Here is a 19,493-nt window from a genome sequence, read left to right as displayed (position 1 = left end):
CTGCAGAGCTAGCCGTTGAGCTGATACGGCAGCGTACAGCGGGCAATCAGTCCGCTGCGGTCTTCACGGTTTTCCAGCGTCAGCGTACCGCGGTGCATTTGTACAATACGCAGCACAATATTCAGACCCAGTCCGCTGCCGCCGTAGCGCTGATCGCGACGGCGAAAGGCCTGGGTTAACTCCTCTGCGGCTCCGGCATCAATACCCGGCCCTTCATCCCATACTTCTGCCGTTACCTGCTGCGCATCCCGGTATAGCTTAACCTGCACCTCGCTGTTTTCCGGGCTATAGCGCGAGGCGTTCTCCAGCAAATTGCGCAGCATCAGGCGCAACAGCACCGCTTCGCCCTGCTGCGGGATATCACTCCCCTCTGGCCAGCGCAGCCGCTGCTGACGCTGTAGCAGCAGCTCGTCCATCTCTGGTTTCAGCGGCTGCATGATATCCTGCAGCCACCACAGCTGCTGATAGTGTCCGCCCGCCAGCGCCTGGCCGGCACGTGACAGCATGAGCAGCTGCTCTACGGTGTGCATCAGCTGATCGATACGGCTAATCAGCATTTCACTCTGCGGCACCTGCTGCTGCTGCAGCAGTTCCAGATGCAGCCGCAGCCCGGCGAGGGGCGTACGCAGTTCATGGGCAGCATCGGCAGTAAAAAGCCGCTCCTGCTGCAGCGTGTGGTCCAGACGGGAAAACAGCTGATTTATCGCGCCGGTGACGGCAACAATTTCATCCATATCCGCATACACCGGCAGGGGAGTGAGGTTGTCGGCGGAACGATGCGCCAGGCTATCCTGCAGCAGCTTAAGCGGGCGAATAATCCAGTTAATCGCCCAGAACGAGAGCAGCAGCGTCAGGCATACCATCACCAGTGAGGGCAGTAGCAGCGAAGCGATCGCTTCGCGGATCTCATTCTCAACCCGCTGATTGCGCGCCTGAGCCGAAAGCGTCTCATTGACAAGAAAGCTGATCTGCTCCCGGCTCTCGTGCCAGAGCCAGATCACGCTCATGACCTGACAGATAAGCAGGATCAGCGCCAGCATGATCAGTAAGCGCTGCCGCATACTGTTCATTCGCGCAGTTCCAGCCGGTAACCCACACCGCGAACCGTTTTAATCCGATCTTTTCCCAGCTTGCGGCGCAGATTATGAATATGCACTTCCAGCGTGTTCGATCCAGGATCGTCGTTCCAGCTATAAAGATCCTGCTGCAGCGTTTCGCGATGCACATTTTGTCCGATGCGCATCAGCAGGCGCGTCAGCAGCGCAAACTCTTTAGGCGTAATATCCACCGACTGATTTTCAAGCAGCACCTGCTGCGTGCTGAGATTGAGCGTCAGATCGCCCTGTTGCAGCTGGTTATCGCTCTGCCCCTGATAGCGGCGGATCAGCGCCCGAACCCGCGCCTGCAGTTCTGCCAGTGCAAAAGGCTTGATCAGATAATCATCCGCGCCGGCATCCAGGCCCTCCACGCGATCCTCCAGCGCATCACGCGCCGTAAGGATCAGCACCGGGATCGCAACGCCCTCGCGCCGCCACTGGCGCAGCAGCGAAGCGCCGTCGCGATCCGGCAGGCCAAGATCCAGCACGATCAGCGTATACTGACCGCTGCGCAATAGCGCATTACTCTCTGCGGCGCTGCTGGCGCAATCTGTTGCATAACCCTTAGCGCCCAGCGCCTGTGCCAGGCCCGATTGCAGCAGCGCATCATCTTCAACAATCAACAATTTCATTAGTTGTTCTTGTTAATGTCCGTGTAGAGGCGGCTTTCAAAGCGAACCAGCGGAATACGCCGCGTTTTCTGATTTTCCGGGGGCACGGCATAGCCTGACAGAAACTGCACAAAGGCAACGCGCGCACCGCTGGACGTGGTAATAAACCCTGCCAGATTATAGACGCCCTGCAGAGAACCGGTTTTTGCTGAGACTTTGCCATCGAGGCCCGCTTCATGGAGCCCGCCACGGTACTGCAGCGTGCCGTCGTAGCCGGCCAGTGGCAGCATAGAGATATAGTCGAGCGTGGCGTCGTTTTTAGCAATGTACTGCAGCACCTGCATCATTGTCTCTGGCGAGATCAAATCGTGACGCGACAGGCCGGAACCATCAACCTGAATGCTGTTGCCCATATCAATACCCGCTTTTTCGCGCAGAATACGACGCACGGCGTCAGAGGCGGCACGAAACGTACCCGGCACGTTAAAGTAGTGATGGCCGATGGTGCGGAACACGGTGTCCGCAATCATGTTGTCCGACTTTTTCAGCATCATGCGCAGTAGCGTATGCAGCGGCGCGGATTGGGTCGAGGCGAGCACGGTACCCGGCGACGTAACCTGCGTCTGGCGTACCAGATGACCGCTATAATCAATATCAGCCGCACGCAGCATCCCTTTCAGGATTTCACCTGACCAGGCGGCATCATCCTGAACCGCAAAGGCGAGCGGCAGCGGTTCTGCCCGCTGGCGCATACAGCCTGTCAGCGTATAGCGGTTAAGCTCACCAGGCACCACATCCAGCTCGCAGTACTGACCTTCGCCGCTGTTAGGGGCAAGCGTCCGGACCTGGCTGAACATATGGGCCGGATAGTAAGACGCAATACGCACAAAGGCGGTTTCACCAGCGGTTTTGCCACTGTAAAGCGAAACCGAGAAACAGTTTTTGTCGACAATCGCCGCGCCAGGTGGTGCGCTGAAGCACTGGGTCAGATCGTTCCATGGCCAGCCGGGAGCCATATCGTGGCTGGCAAATACGGAGGTATCAATCACCAGGTTGCCTTTGATGTGCGTGATACCCTGCTGCTTCAGCGCGGCGACCATATTGCGCAGATTCTGCCTGCTCAGCGTAGGATCGCCGCCAAAGCGGGCCACCAGATCGCCGTTCAGCGTGCCGTCGGTAATAGCACCGCGTGTCTCAAGCGTGGTCTGAAAGCGGAAGTCGGGTCCCAGCTCCAGAAGTGCCGCCAGCGCCGTGATCACTTTCATGGTGCTGGCCGGTAAAGCCATCTGTTTTCCGTGGTAGTCAATAATAGGGGTTGATGCGCCCACTTTCTGTACCATCAGCGCCAGGTTCGCGCCGTCAGGTAAATACTGCATGTATTCTTCAACGGGGGCCGCTTGTGCCTGCAGCATTACCGCGCAGGTTAATCCGGTAACAAGTCGTGAAAATCGCATAATCTCGCGGTAACTGACGGATGGGGCGTCAATACTACGTCCCCGGGCAGGGCAAAGTAAACGATGACCCACAGGGAACTCTGGGGTAAAATACGTATCAAAATGCAAAACCGATCCCTGACCCGGAAAGCTTTCCGGGTCAGGGTTCTTTTGCTTTTGAAAAGGGGCCGTGTGCCGCAGAAGCGATTATTCTGCTGTCACCAGTCAGGATGACACCGTTAACCAGGATAGAGACGAGGAGCCAAAATGAATCAGATTCCGATGACGTTACAAGGCGCTGAGAAGCTGCGTGAAGAGCTGAACGAACTGAAAACCGTAAAGCGTCCGCGCATCATCGCCTCCATCGCTGAAGCTCGTGAGCATGGCGACCTGAAAGAGAACGCCGAGTACCATGCTGCGCGTGAAGAGCAGGGGTTTTGCGAAGGGCGTATTCAGGAGATTGAAGCTAAACTTTCTAATGCGCAGGTGATCGACATCACATCTATGCCAAAAACCGGTCGCGTCATTTTCGGTGCCACGGTAACTGTGCTGAATGTAGATACCGACGAAGAGTTTACTTACCGCATTGTGGGTGACGATGAAGCAGATTTTAAACAAAATCTGATCTCAGTTAACTCGCCAATGGCGCGTGGTCTGGTGGGCAAAGAGGCCGATGACGTAGCCATTGTGAAAACGCCAGGCGGTGACGTGGAGTATGAAGTGCTGAAGGTTGAATATCTGTAAGCACCCGCTGCTGTTATGCCGGGCACAATGTAAAGAAAGGAAAAAGGCCGCATGGCGGCCTTTTATCGCATGCGTGAGCGTGGCACTTTCTCTGCCCGCTGCGCCGCGCTTAGTATAGAGCTTAACGAGGCAGCGTGATTTTGCGCTCTTTCGCCGGGCGGTACAGCACCAGCACATTGCCGATAACCTGCACATTGCTGGCCTTGGTTTCACGCACAATGGCCTCGACGATCAGCTGCTTGGTTTCGCGATCTTCTGAGGCAATTTTCACCTTAATCAGTTCGTGATGGTCAAGCGCCTGTTCGATTTCGGCGAGCACGCCTTCAGTAAGGCCGTTGCCGCCCAGCATGACCACCGGCTTCAGTGGGTGGGCCAGGCCTTTCAGGTGCTGTTTTTGTTTGGTACTCAGATTCATCGTATTTTTTGCTTACTCAGGGATTGAAAACGGGTCATTCTACCGCCATCTCGGGTATATCGCCAAATCATCGCTACCCATTGCGCGCTGATTTATCGCTACGATGACGATTTAACTGGAAAAATTATGACGGGTAAAAAGCGTTCGGCCAGTTCCAGTCGCTGGCTTCAGGAACACTTTAGCGATAAATATGTGCTTCAGGCACAGAAAAAAGGGCTGCGTTCGCGCGCCTGGTTTAAACTTGATGAAATTCAGCAGGGTGACAAGCTGTTTAAACCCGGTATGACCGTGGTGGACTTAGGCGCGGCACCCGGCGGCTGGTCACAATATGTGGTACAGCAGATTGGCAATAGCGGGCGGGTGATTGCCTGCGACCTGCTGCCGATGGATCCGATTGTCGGCGTGGATTTTATGCAGGGTGACTTCCGTGACGAGGCCGTGCTGAAAGCGCTGCTTGAGCGGGTAGGGGACCAGAAAGTTCAGGTGGTGATGTCAGATATGGCACCCAACATGAGCGGTACGCCAGCTGTGGATATTCCTCGTTCAATGTATTTAGTTGAACTGGCGCTGGAAATGTGTCGGGATGTACTGGCTCCCGGCGGCAGTTTTGTTGTGAAAGTGTTTCAGGGAGATGGCTTCGATGAATACCTCCGGGAAATTCGCTCCCTATTTACGAAAGTGAAAATTCGTAAGCCAGACGCTTCGCGGTTACGTTCACGTGAAGTGTATATTGTGGCGACAGGGCGCAAACTGTAGGCCCGAATACCGGCGTCAAAGCAAGCTGAATAGTGCGTTTATCCCGGCCTGATTCTGAGTTTCAGGGTAAACCAGCAAATTCATCCATGCTGCGATTCCAGGTATGAAGGATATATAGTACCCTACGCTGTCTGTTAACACCGTTGTAATATGAGGTTAATCCCTTGAGTGACATGGCGAAAAACCTGATTCTCTGGTTAGTCATCGCGGTCGTGCTGATGTCAGTATTCCAGAGCTTTGGGCCCAGCGAGTCGAATGGCCGTAGGGTTGATTATTCAACCTTCCTGTCGGAAGTGAACCAGGATCAGGTCCGCGAGGCACGTATTAACGGGCGTGAAATTAACGTAACCAAAAAAGACAGTAATAAATATACCACCTACATTCCTGTCAACGATCCCAAGTTACTCGATAACCTGCTGACCAAAAACGTCAAAGTAGTGGGTGAACCGCCTGAAGAGCCAAGCCTGCTGGCTTCTATCTTCATTTCCTGGTTCCCGATGTTGCTGCTGATTGGCGTATGGATCTTCTTTATGCGTCAGATGCAGGGCGGCGGTGGTAAGGGCGCGATGTCCTTCGGCAAAAGCAAAGCCCGCATGCTGACGGAAGACCAGATTAAGACCACCTTTGCCGACGTCGCTGGCTGTGATGAAGCGAAAGAAGAGGTAGGTGAGCTGGTAGAGTATCTGCGTGAACCAAGCCGTTTCCAGAAGCTGGGCGGTAAAATCCCGAAAGGCGTCCTGATGGTGGGCCCGCCGGGTACAGGTAAAACGCTGCTGGCTAAAGCTATCGCCGGCGAAGCGAAAGTGCCTTTCTTCACTATTTCCGGTTCCGATTTCGTAGAAATGTTTGTCGGCGTGGGCGCATCCCGCGTGCGTGACATGTTCGAACAGGCGAAAAAAGCTGCGCCGTGCATCATCTTTATCGATGAGATCGATGCGGTAGGACGTCAGCGTGGTGCCGGTTTAGGCGGTGGTCACGATGAGCGTGAGCAGACGCTGAACCAGATGCTGGTTGAGATGGATGGTTTTGAAGGCAATGAAGGCATTATTGTTATCGCCGCAACCAACCGTCCGGATGTACTCGACCCTGCGCTGCTGCGTCCGGGCCGTTTTGACCGTCAGGTTGTCGTTGGCCTGCCGGACGTGCGCGGTCGTGAACAGATCCTGAAAGTGCATATGCGCCGTGTGCCGCTGGCAACCGACATCGATGCGGCTATTATCGCACGCGGTACACCGGGCTTCTCGGGAGCTGACCTGGCAAACCTGGTCAACGAAGCCGCACTCTTTGCCGCTCGTGGCAACAAGCGCGTAGTGTCGATGGTCGAGTTCGAAAAAGCCAAAGACAAAATCATGATGGGTGCAGAACGCCGCTCCATGGTGATGACGGAAGCGCAGAAAGAGTCAACCGCTTACCATGAAGCCGGGCATGCGATTATCGGCCGTCTGGTGCCAGAACACGATCCGGTACATAAAGTTACGATCATTCCGCGCGGCCGTGCGCTGGGCGTGACGTTCTTCCTGCCGGAAGGTGATGCTATCAGCGCCAGCCGTCAGAAGCTGGAAAGTCAGATCTCCACGCTCTATGGCGGTCGTCTGGCTGAAGAGATCATCTACGGCGCAGAACATGTCTCTACCGGTGCATCTAACGACATCAAAGTGGCGACCAATCTGGCTCGTAACATGGTGACGCAGTGGGGCTTCTCAGAGAAGCTTGGCCCGCTGCTCTATGCGGAAGAAGAGGGTGAAGTGTTCCTTGGCCGTTCCGTAGCGAAAGCCAAGCATATGTCAGATGAGACTGCGCGCATCATCGATCAGGAAGTTAAACACCTGATCGACAGCAACTATCAGCGTGCACGTCGTATTCTGGGCGAGAACATGGATATTCTTCATGCGATGAAAGATGCGCTGATGAAGTATGAAACCATTGATGCTCCGCAGATTGATGACCTGATGGCGCGCCGCGATGTGCGACCGCCAGCTGGCTGGGAAGATCCCGGCAGCAACAACTCTGACAGCAACGGTACGCCAAAGGCGCCACGTCCGGTTGATGAACCGCGTACGCCGAATCCGGGTAATACCATGTCTGAGCAGTTCAATAAATAAGAGGCCATCACCTCAGCAAAAACCCCGGCCAGTCCGGGGTTTTTTACATTTAACGTTTGACCACTTCAGGACCATACCTGCCATGAAACTCCACGCGCGTGATTCCTTTCTCGATCTCTCCTTCCCCCATGTAATGGGTATTCTGAACGTAACGCCCGACTCCTTTTCTGACGGCGGCGCGCATAACTCTCTGGTAAACGCGCTGACGCATACCAATGAGATGGTAAATGCGGGCGCGACAATCATCGATGTCGGCGGCGAGTCGACCCGGCCCGGAGCGGACGAGGTCAGCGTTGAGGAGGAGCTGGAGCGGGTTATCCCGGTCGTGGAGGCCATTGCACAGCGGTTTGAAGTCTGGATCTCAGTAGATACCTCAAAGCCTGACGTCATCCGTGAAGCAGCGAGAGCGGGTGCTCACATCATCAATGATATTCGCTCGCTTTCAGAGCCTGGCGCGCTCGATGCGGCGGCAGAGAGCGGTTTACCGGTTTGTCTGATGCATATGCAGGGTGAACCCCGCACCATGCAGCAGACACCCACGTATAACAATGTGATCAGCGAAGTGGACGCTTACTTCGCTGCGCAAATTGCGCGCTGTGAGGCGGCGGGCATCAAAAAAGCGCAACTGCTGCTCGACCCGGGCTTTGGTTTCGGTAAGAATCTCAGCCATAACTATGAGCTGCTGGCCCACCTGAGCCATTTTCATCATTACGGCTTACCGCTGCTGGTGGGAATGTCGCGTAAATCGATGATTGGTCAGCTGCTTAATGTCGGCCCGGCACAGCGTCTTACCGGCAGCCTGAGCTGCGCAGTCATTGCTGCGATGCAGGGCGCCCAGATTATTCGCGTGCATGATGTGAAAGAGACAGTTGAAGCGATGCGCATCGTGGAAGCGACCCAGAGAGCAAAAGGATAACAGGCATGAGTGAGCGTAAATATTTTGGTACAGATGGCATCCGCGGCAAAGTAGGCGAAGCGCCGATCACGCCCGATTTTGTACTGAAGCTGGGTTTTGCCGCAGGCAAAGTGCTGGCGCGTTCAGGTTCAAGAAAAGTACTGATTGGCAAAGACACGCGCATTTCTGGCTATATGCTGGAGTCGGCGCTCGAAGCGGGGCTGGCAGCAGCAGGCCTCTCGGCAGCTTTTACCGGACCGATGCCAACCCCGGCAATCGCCTACCTGACGCGAACGTTTCGTGCGGAAGCGGGGATCGTGATCTCCGCCTCTCACAATCCGTTTGATGATAACGGCATTAAATTTTTCTCAGCCGAAGGCACCAAGCTGCCGGATGATGTGGAAGAAGCGATTGAGCGCGAGCTGGAAAAACCGCTGACCTGCGTGGAATCTGCTGAACTGGGGCGTGCCAGCCGTATCGTGGATGCCGCCGGTCGCTATATTGAATTCTGTAAAGGCACTTTCCCCGGCGAGCTGAGTCTCAACGGTCTGAAAATTGTGGTCGATTGCGCGAATGGTGCCACCTATCACATCGCCCCTAACGTGCTGCGTGAGCTGGGTGCGCAGGTCATCGCGATTGGCGTGCAGCCGGACGGCATGAACATCAACAAGGAGTGCGGAGCGACTGACCTGCGTCAGCTGCAGCAGCGCGTCCTGGAAGAGCAGGCTAACCTTGGTCTCGCCTATGACGGAGATGGCGATCGCATCATGATGGTGGATCATCTGGGACAGAAAGTGGATGGCGACCAGATTCTCTATATCATTGCGCGCGAAGCGCTGCGTCAGGGACAGCTGCGCGGCGGCGTGGTCGGGACGCTGATGAGTAATATGGGGCTGGAGCTGGCCCTGAAACAGCTGGGCATTCCGTTCACCCGTGCCAAAGTGGGCGACCGCTACGTACTGGAAAAAATGCAGGAGAAAGGCTGGCGCATGGGGGCTGAGAACTCCGGGCACGTTATTCTGCTGGATAAAATCAGTACCGGCGACGGAATTGTAGCCAGTTTGCAAGTGCTTACTGCCATAGTGCGCAACCACATGAGTCTGCACGATCTGTGCAGCGGTATGAAAATGCTGCCGCAAATCCTGGTTAACGTGCGCTTTACCGGCAGCCACGATCCGCTGGAGAGTGAAAGAGTGAAAGCTGCGGCTGCCGAAGCAGAGCAGGCGCTGGCAGGGCGCGGGCGGGTACTGCTGCGTAAATCAGGCACGGAGCCGCTGATCCGCGTGATGGTGGAAGGCGAAGATGAAGCGCAGGTAACCGCGCTGGCGCATAATATTGCCGCAGCGGTAAAAGCAGTTTAAACCCGGCCAGGCGGCAGGCGGGATGCCTTTTCGCCTGGTAAATCATCATGCTGGCGCTTTTTTCTGCAATTGAATTTTATGGCTAAAATTGCACTTGCAGAGCCAGGCGCCTTTGGTTAGTATTCACACCCGCTTCTGATGGGTAATGACGAGACTACCCGTCTGTATTGGTTGAAGCTTTAACTGTGCGGTTACGCGCAAGGAAACAGGTTGATTATGTACGAAGCTCTGTTAGTTGTTTTCCTTATTGTGGCGATTGGCCTGGTTGGTCTGATCATGCTGCAGCAAGGCAAAGGCGCTGATATGGGAGCCTCATTCGGTGCAGGCGCTTCCGGTACGCTGTTTGGTTCAAACGGGTCAGGTAACTTTATGACACGTATGACCGCGATACTGGCTTCGCTGTTCTTCATTATCAGTCTGATTCTGGGTAACCTGAACAGCAATAAGACTTCCAAAGGAAGCGAGTGGGAAAACCTCACTGCGCCAGCTCAGTCTGAACAGCAGACTCAGCCAGCTAAACCGGCAACCCCGGGCAATGATATCCCGCAGTAAGCAGTAAATCGTCAACGCTTAAGCGACTATACTATCGTCGCAGTCAGTGCAGTACCGAGGTGGTGAAATTGGTAGACACGCTACCTTGAGGTGGTAGTGCTCGAAAGGGCTTACGGGTTCAAGTCCCGTCCTCGGTACCAATTCTCAGTAAAACTTGCTATTTTCGCAAGATCGGCGTAATATTCGCCACGTTTTCGGACGCGGGGTGGAGCAGCCTGGTAGCTCGTCGGGCTCATAACCCGAAGGTCGTCGGTTCAAATCCGGCCCCCGCAACCACTTTCCCTTAGAGTTCTTTTTCAAATATACTGTATGCATCGACGGACGCACTATCAGTGAGTTTTTGAAAAAAATTCTTCTGGATTGTGCGCCGAAGCCGCACTGCGGCATACAGGGTCCAGTCATAAAAAGCCCCGATTTTTCGGGGTTTTTTGTTATCAGGAAATCGTAACACTGGGCTTTAGGCCCTTTTTTTATGTCTTGGGGGTGGGCTTGTCCACATTAGAGCAAAAATTGACAGAGTTGATCTCTGCTCCGGTAGAAGCGCTTGGCTACGAACTGGTCGGTATTGAATTCGTTCGTGGTCGCACATCAACCTTGCGCATCTATATTGATAGCGAAGAGGGTATCAATGTTGATGATTGCGCCGATGTTAGCCACCAGGTGAGCGCTGTGATGGATGTGGAAGATCCAATTACGGTGGCTTACAACCTTGAAGTTTCCTCGCCGGGTCTCGATCGTCCACTTTTCACTGCAGAACACTATGCGCGCTTTGCGGGTGAGGAAGTCAGCCTGGTCCTGCGGATGGCGGTACAGAACCGTCGCAAATGGCAGGGCATCATCAAGTCGGTGGAAGGCGAGATGATCACTGTGACCGTCGAGGGTAACGATGAAGTGTTCGCACTGAGCAATATTCAGAAAGCGAACCTGGTCCCCCACTTTTAAAAGTCCGGATTGAGGCTAACCAGGATGAATAAAGAAATCTTAGCTGTAGTAGAAGCCGTTTCTAATGAAAAAGCTCTGCCGCGTGAGAAAATCTTCGAAGCGCTGGAGAGCGCTTTGGCCACTGCGACCAAAAAGAAGTATGAGCAGGAAATCGACGTGCGCGTCAGTATCGATCGTCGCAGCGGCGATTTCGACACGTTCCGTCGTTGGGTAATCGTTGATGAAGTTACTCAGCCTACGCGTGAAATCACGCTGGACGCGGCTCGCTTCGAAGATGAAGCGCTCAATCTGGGCGATTACGTTGAAGATCAGATTGAATCTGTCACCTTTGACCGTATCACTACACAGACTGCGAAGCAGGTTATCGTTCAGAAAGTACGTGAAGCTGAGCGCGCAATGGTTGTGGACCAGTTCCGCGAGCAGCAAGGCGACATCATCACCGGTCAGGTGAAGAAAGTGAATCGCGACAACATCACGCTGGACCTGGGCAGCAACGCCGAGGCGGTGATCGTACGTGAAGATATGCTGCCACGTGAGAACTTCCGTCCGGGCGACCGTATTCGCGGCGTGCTGTATGCCGTGCGTCCTGAAGCGCGTGGTGCTCAGCTGTTTGTTACCCGTTCCAAACCTGAAATGCTGATCGAACTGTTCCGCATTGAGGTGCCGGAAATTGGTGAAGAAGTTATCGAAATTAAAGCGGCTGCCCGCGATCCGGGTTCACGCGCTAAAATTGCGGTAAAAACCAACGATAAACGTATCGATCCGGTAGGTGCCTGCGTCGGTATGCGCGGCGCACGCGTGCAGGCTGTTTCCAGTGAACTGGGCGGCGAGCGTATCGATATCGTGCTGTGGGATGATAATCCGGCACAGTTTGTAATTAACGCCATGGCGCCTGCCGATGTGGCGTCAATCGTGGTGGATGAAGATAATCACACCATGGATATCGCTGTTGAGGCCGGTAATCTGGCTCAGGCGATCGGCCGTAATGGCCAAAACGTGCGTCTGGCTTCCCAGCTGAGCGGCTGGGAGCTGAACGTGATGACCGTCGACGATCTGCAGGCTAAGCATCAGGCTGAAGCCCACGCAGCAATCGATATGTTCACGAAACATCTCGACATCGACGAAGAGTTCGCCACCATACTGGTGGAAGAGGGCTTCTCTTCGCTGGAAGAACTGGCCTATGTGCCAATGAACGAGCTGCTGGAAATTGACGGCCTCGACGAAGAGACCATTGAAGCCCTGCGTGAACGAGCCAAAAATGCGTTAACCACCCTGGCATTAGCGAAAGAAGAAAGCCTTGGTAATCAGGAGCCCGCTGAGGACTTGCTGAATCTTGAAGGCCTGGATCGTGCGCTGGCCTATCGCCTGGCGTCAAAAGGCGTTTGCACGCTGGAAGATCTCGCTGAGCAAGGTGTTGACGATCTGACAGATATTGAAGGGCTGGATGATGAGAAGGCCGGTGCGCTGATTATGGCTGCACGTAATATCTGCTGGTTCGGCGATGACGCGTAATAACAGGAAGGAACAGCATGACAGATGTAACCGTAAAATCGCTGGCCGCCGAAATTCAGACTCCGGTCGATCGCCTGGTACAGCAATTTGCTGATGCGGGGATCCCTAAGTCTGAAAACGACGCGGTGTCCCAGCAAGAGAAAGAGACCTTACTGTCCCACCTGAACCGTGAGCACGGTCAAACCAGTTCAGGTAAACTGACGTTGCAGCGCAAAACGCGCAGCACCTTGAATATTCCGGGCACCGGGGGTAAAAGTAAATCGGTGCAAATTGAAGTTCGCAAAAAGCGCACATATGTGAAGGGTGATGCAGAGGCTGAGCAGCAGGCTCAGGCAGAAGCGGAAGCTGAGGCACAGCGCGTAGCGGAAGAGCAGGCGCGTCGCGAGGCGGAAGAACAAGCCCGTCGCGAGGCTGAATTAAAAGCGCAACGTGAAGCCGAAGATAAAGCCAGGCGCGAAGCCGCTGATAAGGCTAAGCGTGAAGCAGCGGAAAAAGATAAAGTGACAAACCAACCTACCGATGAAGTGACCAAGGCTGCGCAGTCTGATAAAGCCCGTCGCGAAGCTGAAGCGGCTGAACTGAAGCGTAAAGCTGAAGAAGAAGCCCGTCGTAAGCTCGAAGAGAGCGCACGCCGCGTAGCGGAAGAAGCACGCCGCCTGGCAGAAGAGAAAGGCGCTGAGTGGGACAAACCTGAGGAAGAAGATAAAGGTGACTATCACGTCACAACTTCAACTCATGCCCGTCAGGCAGAAGACGAAAACGATCGTCAGGTTGAAGCGGGTCGTGCACGTGCACGCACCACGGCTAAAGCCACGCGTCCTGCCAAAAAAGGCAACAAGCACTCCGAAGCTAAAACCGATCGTGAAGAAGCGCGTGCGCAGGTTCGCGGTGGTAAAGGCGGTAAGCATCGCAAACCTAGCGCACTGCAGCAGGGCTTTAACAAGCCAGCGCAGGCCGTTAACCGCGACGTGATTATCGGCGAAACCATCACCGTAGCTGAACTGGCGAACAAGATGGCAGTGAAAGGTTCACTGGTCATCAAAGCGATGATGAAGATGGGCGCGATGGCGACTATCAACCAGGTTATCGACCAGGAAACTGCACAGCTGGTCGCGGAAGAGATGGGTCATAAAGTGATCCTGCGCCGCGAGAACGAGCTGGAAGAAGCGGTAATGGACGATCGTGATACTGATGCAGCGCAGGAGAGCCGTGCGCCGGTCGTGACCATCATGGGTCACGTTGACCACGGTAAAACCTCCCTGCTGGATTACATCCGCTCAACCAAAGTCGCCTCTGGCGAAGCGGGTGGTATTACCCAGCACATCGGTGCCTATCACGTTGAAACCGAAAACGGCATGGTCACCTTCCTGGATACCCCGGGACACGCCGCGTTTACCGCAATGCGTGCTCGCGGTGCGCAGGCAACGGATATCGTTATCCTGGTCGTTGCTGCGGATGATGGCGTGATGCCACAGACCGTCGAAGCGATTCAACACGCAAAAGCGGCCGGCGTACCGGTTGTGGTTGCAGTGAACAAGTGCGACAAACCAGAAGCCGATCCGGACCGCGTGAAGAACGAGCTGACTCAGTACGGCATCATTCCGGAAGAGTGGGGCGGCGAAAACATGTTCGTCAACGTTTCTGCGAAAGCGGGTACCGGTATCGACGATCTGCTGAACGCCATTCTGCTGCAGGCGGAAGTGCTTGAGCTGACCGCTATTCGTGAAGGTATGGCAAGCGGTGTGGTTATCGAATCCTTCCTGGATAAAGGTCGTGGTCCGGTCGCTACCGTGCTGGTACGTGAAGGTACGCTGAACAAAGGCGATATCGTACTGTGTGGCTTCGAGTATGGCCGCGTACGTGCGATGCGTGACGAACTGGGACGCGAAGTACAGGAAGCAGGCCCATCGATTCCGGTTGAGATCCTGGGTCTCTCTGGCGTACCGGCAGCGGGTGATGAAGCGACTGTGGTCCGTGACGAGAAGAAAGCGCGTGAAGTTGCTCTCTATCGTCAGGGTAAATTCCGCGAAGTGAAACTGGCGCGTCAGCAGAAGTCGAAGCTGGAAAACATGTTTGCGAACATGACTGAAGGCGAAGTCTCAGAGCTGAACATCGTTCTGAAGTCTGACGTACAGGGCTCGGTAGAAGCGATCTCCGATTCGCTGCTGAAACTCTCCACCGACGAAGTGAAGGTGAAGATTATCGGTTCTGGCGTGGGCGGTATCACCGAAACCGACGCTACGCTGGCGGCCGCTTCCAATGCGATCATCCTCGGCTTTAACGTCCGTGCTGACGCTTCTGCGCGTCGCGTGATTGATGCTGAAAACGTCGACCTGCGTTACTACTCCGTCATCTATAATCTGATTGACGAAGTAAAAGCTGCGATGAGCGGTATGCTGGCGCCGGAATTCAAACAGCAGATCATCGGTCTGGCCGAAGTACGTGATGTGTTTAAATCACCGAAATTTGGCGCGATCGCGGGCTGTATGGTTACCGAAGGCAACATCAAGCGTCACAACCCAATTCGTGTCCTGCGCGACAACGTGGTTATCTATGAAGGCGAGCTGGAATCCCTGCGTCGCTTCAAAGATGACGTCAACGAAGTGCGTAACGGCATGGAGTGTGGTATCGGTGTGAAGAACTACAACGACGTTCGCGTTGGCGATATGATCGAAGTGTTCGAAATCATTGAAATTAAACGCACCATCGCATAATTCACTTATCGATGTACTGCAATTTGGGAGGCCACTGGCCTCCCGAATTATTTGGGAGATATCATTATGGCGAAAGAATTTGGTCGCCCGCAGCGGGTTTCTCAGGAGCTGCAAAAAGAGATCGCGATTATTCTGCAGCGCGAAATCAAAGATCCGCGTCTGGGTATGATGGTGACGGTCTCTGGCGTTGAAGTGTCGCGCGATCTGGCCTATGCCAAAGTATTTGTGACCTTCCTGAACGATCAGGATGAGGAAGCGGTAAAAAATGGTCTGAAAGCGCTGAAAGAGGCGTCAGGCTACATCCGCATTCTGCTGGGCAAAGCGATGCGTCTGCGCATTGTGCCGGAGCTGACCTTCTTCTATGACAACTCACTGATTGAAGGGATGCGCATGTCAAATCTGGTCTCTAACGTGATCAGAAACGATGCAGAACGGCGCGGTGAAACCCCGGCGGAAGATGACAAGGAGGACTGATGAGTCGTCCTCGTCGTCGCGGCCGCGACGTACACGGTGTCTTCCTGCTGGATAAGCATCAGGGCGCGTCGTCCAATGATGTGCTGCAAAAAGTTAAGCGCCTGTTTAATGCTAACAAAGCGGGTCATACCGGTGCGCTGGATCCCCTTGCCACCGGTATGCTGCCGGTTTGTCTGGGCGAGGCCACCAAGTTTTCGCAGTATCTGCTCGACTCTGATAAGCGTTATCGCGTTATCGCCCGGCTGGGCGAACGTACCGATACTTCAGACGCAGATGGCAACATTGTGGAAACCCGCCCGGTGACCTTCAGCCAGCCTGAGCTGGATGCGGCGCTGGAGAGTTTTCGCGGTGATACGATGCAGGTGCCGACTATGTTCTCGGCGCTGAAATATCAGGGTCGCAAGCTCTATGAGTATGCGCGCGAAGGCGTTACCGTGCCGCGTGAAGCCCGACCCATCACCGTATTTGAGCTGCAGTTTATTCGCCATGAAGGTGATGAGCTGGAGCTGGAGATCCACGTCTCCAAAGGCACCTATATTCGTACCATCATCGACGATCTGGGTGAGAAGCTGGGCTGTGGCGCGCATGTCATTATGCTGCGTCGTCTGCAGGTCGCACGCTACCCGATTGCACGAATGATGACGCTGGAGCAGCTGCAGGCGGTGGCAGCAGAAGCCACCGCGGCTGAAACGCCTGACTACAGCGCGCTCGATGCGCTGCTGCTGCCAATGGACAGCCCGGCGGAAGATTTTCCGGTGGTCAATCTGCCCGTTACGGTTGCCGCCAGCTTTAAGCAGGGTATGCCGGTCCAGGCTGCGGATACGCCGGCAGCAGGTCTGGTAAGGGTCACGGAAGGTGAGGCACAAAAATTCATCGGCATGGCTGAAATCGCCGCCGATGGACGGGTAGCGCCACGCCGGCTGGTGGTGGAGTTTCCTGGCTGACCGTGCTGCTCATCTTTGCTGCAACAGCGCATTTGCGTTGCCTGCGGGCGCAGAGTAGAATAGCGCGGCTTTAAAAGCGGGCTGCTGAATTAGAGATCGGCACCCATACATTCATTTTTTTACTGGAGTTTATTATGTCTCTAAGCGTAGAAGCTAAAGCAGAGATCGTTGCTAAATATGGTCGTGGCGCTAACGACAGCGGTTCAACTGAAGTTCAGGTTGCTCTGCTGACTGCTCAGATTAACCACCTGCAGGGTCACTTTTCTGAGCACAAGAAAGACCACCACAGCCGTCGCGGTCTGCTGCGCATGGTATCCCAGCGTCGTAAGCTGCTGGACTATCTGAAGCGTAAAGACGTTGCTCGCTACACCAGCCTGATCGAGAGCCTGGGTCTGCGTCGCTAAGTCTGAAGAATCTGATCAGGGATGTAGCGCATGCACTATGCAAAAAAACGCATCTGACGATCAGATTTGTGCGAGTTTCGCGAAAAGGGGGCCTTTAAGGCCCCTTTTTTCGAGCAATCCGCAGCAATCCAGACCAAACTCATGTATTGTTGCTGAGTGTGATCTTTGTTTGCAGAGGTTCGCGCGGCTAATGAGAGGCTTTGCCGCAGGGGCGGTTGAGGGTTGTCATTAGTCGCGAGGATGCGACAAAGATCGGTTATCACTGGCGAGCCGCAATGGCTCTGCCCTGAATTTAAGGATGTTAATTTTGCTGAATCCGATCGTACGCAAATTCCAATATGGTCAGCATACCGTCACGCTGGAAACCGGCATGATGGCACGTCAGGCTACCGCGGCTGTTATGGTAAGCATGGATGACACAGCGGTATTTGTAACCGTTGTTGGCCAGAAGAAAGCGAAACCAGGCCAGGACTTTTTCCCGCTGACCGTTAACTATCAGGAGCGTACCTATGCTGCTGGTCGTATCCCGGGCAGCTTCTTCCGTCGCGAAGGCCGTCCAAGCGAAGGCGAAACCCTGATTGCGCGTCTGATTGACCGCCCGGTGCGTCCGCTGTTCCCGGAAGGCTTCGTTAACGAAGTGCAGGTTATCGCTACTGTCGTTTCTGTTAACCCTCAGGTTAACCCGGACATCGTGGCAATGATTGGTGCCTCTGCTGCGCTGTCACTGTCAGGTATTCCGTTCAACGGTCCAATCGGTTCTGCTCGCGTTGGTTACATCAACGACCAGTATGTCCTGAACCCGACCGCAGATGAGATCAAACAGTCACGTCTGGACCTGGTGGTTGCCGGTACCCAGAACGCGGTACTGATGGTTGAATCGGAAGCCGATATCCTGACTGAAGAGCAGATGCTGGGCGCCGTAGTATTTGGCCACGACCAGCAGCAGGTTGTTATCGAAAACATCAACGCGCTGGTTGCCGAAGCGGGCAAACCGCGCTGGGACTGGAAGCCAGAAGCGACTAACGATGCACTGATTGCACGTGTTGCCGCGCTGGCTGAAGCGCGCATCGCTGATGCTTACCGCATCACCGATAAGCAGGAGCGTTACGCACAGGTTGGCGTGATCAAAGATGAGACGATCGCTGCCCTGCTGGCTGAAGATGCTGCGCTGGATGATGCAGAAATCGGCGATATCGTGCATAGCCTCGAGAAGAATGTGGTTCGTACCCGCATCCTGAGCGGCGAACCGCGTATCGATGGTCGCGAAAAAGATATGATCCGCGGTCTGGACGTTCGTACCGGCGTACTGCCGCGTACGCACGGCTCTGCTCTGTTCACCCGTGGTGAAACGCAGGCGCTGGTTGCTGCTACGCTGGGCACCGCACGCGATGCGCAGAACCTGGATGAGCTGATGGGCGAGCGTACCGACAGCTTCCTGTTCCACTACAACTTCCCTCCATACTCAGTGGGCGAAACCGGCATGGTTGGCTCACCAAAGCGTCGTGAAATTGGTCACGGTCGTCTGGCGAAGCGTGGCGTACTGGCAGTTATGCCTAAGCAGGAAGAGTTCCCGTACACCGTACGCGTTGTATCAGAAATCACTGAATCAAACGGTTCTTCTTCTATGGCTTCCGTTTGCGGTGCTTCACTGGCACTGATGGACGCAGGCGTACCGATCAAAGCAGCCGTTGCCGGTATTGCTATGGGTCTGGTGAAGGAAGATGAGAAGTTTGTCGTGCTGTCTGACATCCTGGGCGATGAAGATCACCTTGGCGATATGGACTTCAAAGTAGCGGGTAGCCGTGAAGGTATTACCGCGCTGCAGATGGACATCAAAATCGAAGGCATCACCCGCGAAATCATGCAGGTTGCGCTGAACCAGGCTAAGGGTGCGCGTCTGCATATCCTGAGCGTCATGGAGCAGGCTATCAGCACGCCGCGTCAGGAGATCTCTGAATTCGCACCGCGTATTTACACCATTAAGATCAGCTCTGACAAGATCAAAGATGTGATTGGTAAAGGCGGCTCGGTAATCCGTGCGCTGACCGAAGAGACCGGTACTACCATTGAAATCGAAGATGACGGCACCGTAAAAATCGCTGCGACCGACGGTCAGAAAGCGAAAGAAGCGATTCGTCGTATCGAAGAGATCACCGCTGAGATTGAAGTGGGCCGCATCTACTCCGGTAAAGTTACCCGTATCGTTGATTTCGGTGCGTTCGTGGCTATCGGTGGCGGTAAAGAAGGTCTGGTTCATATTTCTCAGATTGCCGACAAGCGCGTAGAGAAAGTGACCGACTACCTGCAGATGGGTCAGGAAGTACCGGTTAAGGTGATGGAAGTTGACCGTCAGGGCCGCGTACGTCTGAGCATCAAAGAGGCAACTGAGCAGAAGCCGGCAGAAGCCGCTGCTGCTGTGGACGCTTCTGACGCTGAATAAGCGTGTCCTGATTAGCCCCTTTCTGCCCGGCAGAAAGGGGTGTTTGTATACTCTGGTATCGTCAATTCACGGTCGCTGTGCCGATAAGTTGACACCG

The 19,493-nt window shown here is 54.6% G+C and carries 17 protein-coding genes and 2 tRNA genes; 15 read left to right on the top strand and 4 right to left on the bottom strand.

All coding sequences use genetic code 11. The features are described 5' to 3' along the window. Positions 1-8: 8 nt before the first annotated feature. From pmrB to dacB, 3 genes are read right to left on the bottom strand one after another with little or no spacing between them, the layout of a single operon-like run. The gene (gene pmrB, locus B4M48_RS02610; protein ID WP_039382254.1) at positions 9-1,070 is read right to left on the bottom strand and encodes a two-component system sensor histidine kinase PmrB; all 1,062 of its coding nucleotides are present in this window, start codon (positions 1,068-1,070) and stop codon (positions 9-11) included. Continuing rightward, on the bottom strand, positions 1,067-1,729 hold the full coding sequence (gene pmrA, locus B4M48_RS02605) for a two-component system response regulator PmrA (RefSeq protein WP_071669139.1): 663 nt from the start codon (positions 1,727-1,729) through the stop codon (positions 1,067-1,069). Before pmrA ends, pmrB begins: the two co-directional genes overlap by 4 nt. Continuing rightward, complete coding sequence (dacB, locus tag B4M48_RS02600) at positions 1,729-3,162, bottom strand: serine-type D-Ala-D-Ala carboxypeptidase (RefSeq protein ID WP_039382258.1); 1,434 nt, start codon at positions 3,160-3,162, stop codon at positions 1,729-1,731. The genes pmrA and dacB overlap by 1 nt, the downstream gene beginning before the upstream one ends. 246 nt (positions 3,163-3,408) lie before the next feature. On the opposite strand from dacB, the gene greA reads away from it, so the two are divergent. After that, positions 3,409-3,885, top strand: coding sequence for a transcription elongation factor GreA (greA, locus tag B4M48_RS02595; RefSeq protein ID WP_039382260.1), 477 nt, complete (start codon positions 3,409-3,411; stop codon positions 3,883-3,885). Positions 3,886-4,006: 121 nt separating this feature from the next. Here the strand turns inward: greA and yhbY are convergent, their stop codons facing one another. Then, positions 4,007-4,300, bottom strand: a complete 294-nt coding sequence (yhbY, locus tag B4M48_RS02590) for a ribosome assembly RNA-binding protein YhbY (RefSeq protein ID WP_039382264.1) — start codon at positions 4,298-4,300, stop codon at positions 4,007-4,009. A 126-nt stretch (positions 4,301-4,426) separates the two neighbouring features. Here yhbY and rlmE point away from each other — a divergent pair, with 126 nt between their 5' ends. From rlmE to pnp, 14 genes are all read left to right on the top strand, one after another. Continuing rightward, a complete protein-coding gene (gene rlmE, locus B4M48_RS02585; RefSeq protein ID WP_039382266.1) occupies positions 4,427-5,056 on the top strand; it encodes a 23S rRNA (uridine(2552)-2'-O)-methyltransferase RlmE in 630 nt (209 codons plus the stop codon). A 173-nt stretch (positions 5,057-5,229) separates the two neighbouring features. Next, complete coding sequence (ftsH, locus tag B4M48_RS02580; RefSeq protein WP_039382268.1) at positions 5,230-7,158, top strand: ATP-dependent zinc metalloprotease FtsH; 1,929 nt, start codon at positions 5,230-5,232, stop codon at positions 7,156-7,158. A gap of 82 nt (positions 7,159-7,240) precedes the next feature. Next, complete coding sequence (gene folP / locus B4M48_RS02575) at positions 7,241-8,074, top strand: dihydropteroate synthase (protein WP_039382270.1); 834 nt, start codon at positions 7,241-7,243, stop codon at positions 8,072-8,074. Between the two features lie 5 nt (positions 8,075-8,079). Then, on the top strand, positions 8,080-9,414 hold the full coding sequence (gene glmM, locus B4M48_RS02570; protein ID WP_039382272.1) for a phosphoglucosamine mutase: 1,335 nt from the start codon (positions 8,080-8,082) through the stop codon (positions 9,412-9,414). 216 nt (positions 9,415-9,630) lie between these two features. Further along, positions 9,631-9,966: a preprotein translocase subunit SecG gene (secG, locus tag B4M48_RS02565; protein ID WP_039382274.1), complete on the top strand. Its 336-nt coding sequence runs from the start codon at positions 9,631-9,633 to the stop codon at positions 9,964-9,966. A gap of 53 nt (positions 9,967-10,019) precedes the next feature. After that, positions 10,020-10,106, top strand: a tRNA-Leu gene (locus B4M48_RS02560). Between the two features lie 59 nt (positions 10,107-10,165). Then, positions 10,166-10,242, top strand: a tRNA-Met gene (locus tag B4M48_RS02555). 213 nt (positions 10,243-10,455) lie between these two features. After that, positions 10,456-10,908 (top strand): ribosome maturation factor RimP, encoded by a 453-nt coding sequence (gene rimP / locus B4M48_RS02550; protein ID WP_039382276.1) that lies wholly within the window; start codon positions 10,456-10,458, stop codon positions 10,906-10,908. Between the two features lie 24 nt (positions 10,909-10,932). Next, positions 10,933-12,420 carry a transcription termination factor NusA gene (gene nusA / locus B4M48_RS02545; RefSeq protein ID WP_039382278.1) on the top strand — a complete coding sequence of 496 codons (1,488 nt, stop codon included), beginning with the start codon at positions 10,933-10,935 and terminating at the stop codon, positions 12,418-12,420. Between the two features lie 17 nt (positions 12,421-12,437). Then, positions 12,438-15,134, top strand: coding sequence for a translation initiation factor IF-2 (gene infB / locus B4M48_RS02540; RefSeq protein ID WP_071669136.1), 2,697 nt, complete (start codon positions 12,438-12,440; stop codon positions 15,132-15,134). 66 nt (positions 15,135-15,200) lie between these two features. Then, entirely contained in the window at positions 15,201-15,608 is a 408-nt protein-coding gene (rbfA, locus tag B4M48_RS02535) for a 30S ribosome-binding factor RbfA (RefSeq protein ID WP_039382283.1), read from the top strand. Continuing rightward, positions 15,608-16,552, top strand: a complete 945-nt coding sequence (gene truB / locus B4M48_RS02530; protein ID WP_039382285.1) for a tRNA pseudouridine(55) synthase TruB — start codon at positions 15,608-15,610, stop codon at positions 16,550-16,552. Before rbfA ends, truB begins: the two co-directional genes overlap by 1 nt. A 134-nt stretch (positions 16,553-16,686) precedes the next feature. Then, entirely contained in the window at positions 16,687-16,956 is a 270-nt protein-coding gene (gene rpsO, locus B4M48_RS02525; RefSeq protein WP_010615981.1) for a 30S ribosomal protein S15, read from the top strand. A 307-nt stretch (positions 16,957-17,263) separates the two neighbouring features. Next, positions 17,264-19,396 carry a polyribonucleotide nucleotidyltransferase gene (gene pnp / locus B4M48_RS02520; RefSeq protein ID WP_039382288.1) on the top strand — a complete coding sequence of 711 codons (2,133 nt, stop codon included), beginning with the start codon at positions 17,264-17,266 and terminating at the stop codon, positions 19,394-19,396. Positions 19,397-19,493: the final 97 nt, after the last annotated feature.

This window comes from Pantoea sp. UBA6567 (genome assembly GCF_002434165.1).
GTDB classification, from domain to species: domain Bacteria; phylum Pseudomonadota; class Gammaproteobacteria; order Enterobacterales; family Enterobacteriaceae; genus Pantoea; species Pantoea eucrina.
Note: the sequence above shows the minus strand (reverse complement) of the source record. Positions and strands in the feature narration are given on the sequence as shown.

What these genes read in the sequence shown, in the direction of transcription:
- rpsO (WP_010615981.1), top strand. Translation starts at nt 16,687, where the DNA reads ATGTCTCTAAGCGTAGAAGCTAAAGCAGAGATCGTTGCTAAATATGGT.
- pmrA (WP_071669139.1), bottom strand. Translation starts at nt 1,729, where the DNA reads ATGAAATTGTTGATTGTTGAAGATGATGCGCTGCTGCAATCGGGCCTG.
- truB (WP_039382285.1), top strand. Translation starts at nt 15,608, where the DNA reads ATGAGTCGTCCTCGTCGTCGCGGCCGCGACGTACACGGTGTCTTCCTG.
- greA (WP_039382260.1), top strand. Translation starts at nt 3,409, where the DNA reads ATGAATCAGATTCCGATGACGTTACAAGGCGCTGAGAAGCTGCGTGAA.
- pmrB (WP_039382254.1), bottom strand. Translation starts at nt 1,070, where the DNA reads ATGAACAGTATGCGGCAGCGCTTACTGATCATGCTGGCGCTGATCCTG.
- yhbY (WP_039382264.1), bottom strand. Translation starts at nt 4,300, where the DNA reads ATGAATCTGAGTACCAAACAAAAACAGCACCTGAAAGGCCTGGCCCAC.
- ftsH (WP_039382268.1), top strand. Translation starts at nt 5,230, where the DNA reads ATGGCGAAAAACCTGATTCTCTGGTTAGTCATCGCGGTCGTGCTGATG.
- dacB (WP_039382258.1), bottom strand. Translation starts at nt 3,162, where the DNA reads ATGCGATTTTCACGACTTGTTACCGGATTAACCTGCGCGGTAATGCTG.
- folP (WP_039382270.1), top strand. Translation starts at nt 7,241, where the DNA reads ATGAAACTCCACGCGCGTGATTCCTTTCTCGATCTCTCCTTCCCCCAT.
- nusA (WP_039382278.1), top strand. Translation starts at nt 10,933, where the DNA reads ATGAATAAAGAAATCTTAGCTGTAGTAGAAGCCGTTTCTAATGAAAAA.
- rbfA (WP_039382283.1), top strand. Translation starts at nt 15,201, where the DNA reads ATGGCGAAAGAATTTGGTCGCCCGCAGCGGGTTTCTCAGGAGCTGCAA.
- rlmE (WP_039382266.1), top strand. Translation starts at nt 4,427, where the DNA reads ATGACGGGTAAAAAGCGTTCGGCCAGTTCCAGTCGCTGGCTTCAGGAA.
- glmM (WP_039382272.1), top strand. Translation starts at nt 8,080, where the DNA reads ATGAGTGAGCGTAAATATTTTGGTACAGATGGCATCCGCGGCAAAGTA.
- secG (WP_039382274.1), top strand. Translation starts at nt 9,631, where the DNA reads ATGTACGAAGCTCTGTTAGTTGTTTTCCTTATTGTGGCGATTGGCCTG.
- infB (WP_071669136.1), top strand. Translation starts at nt 12,438, where the DNA reads ATGACAGATGTAACCGTAAAATCGCTGGCCGCCGAAATTCAGACTCCG.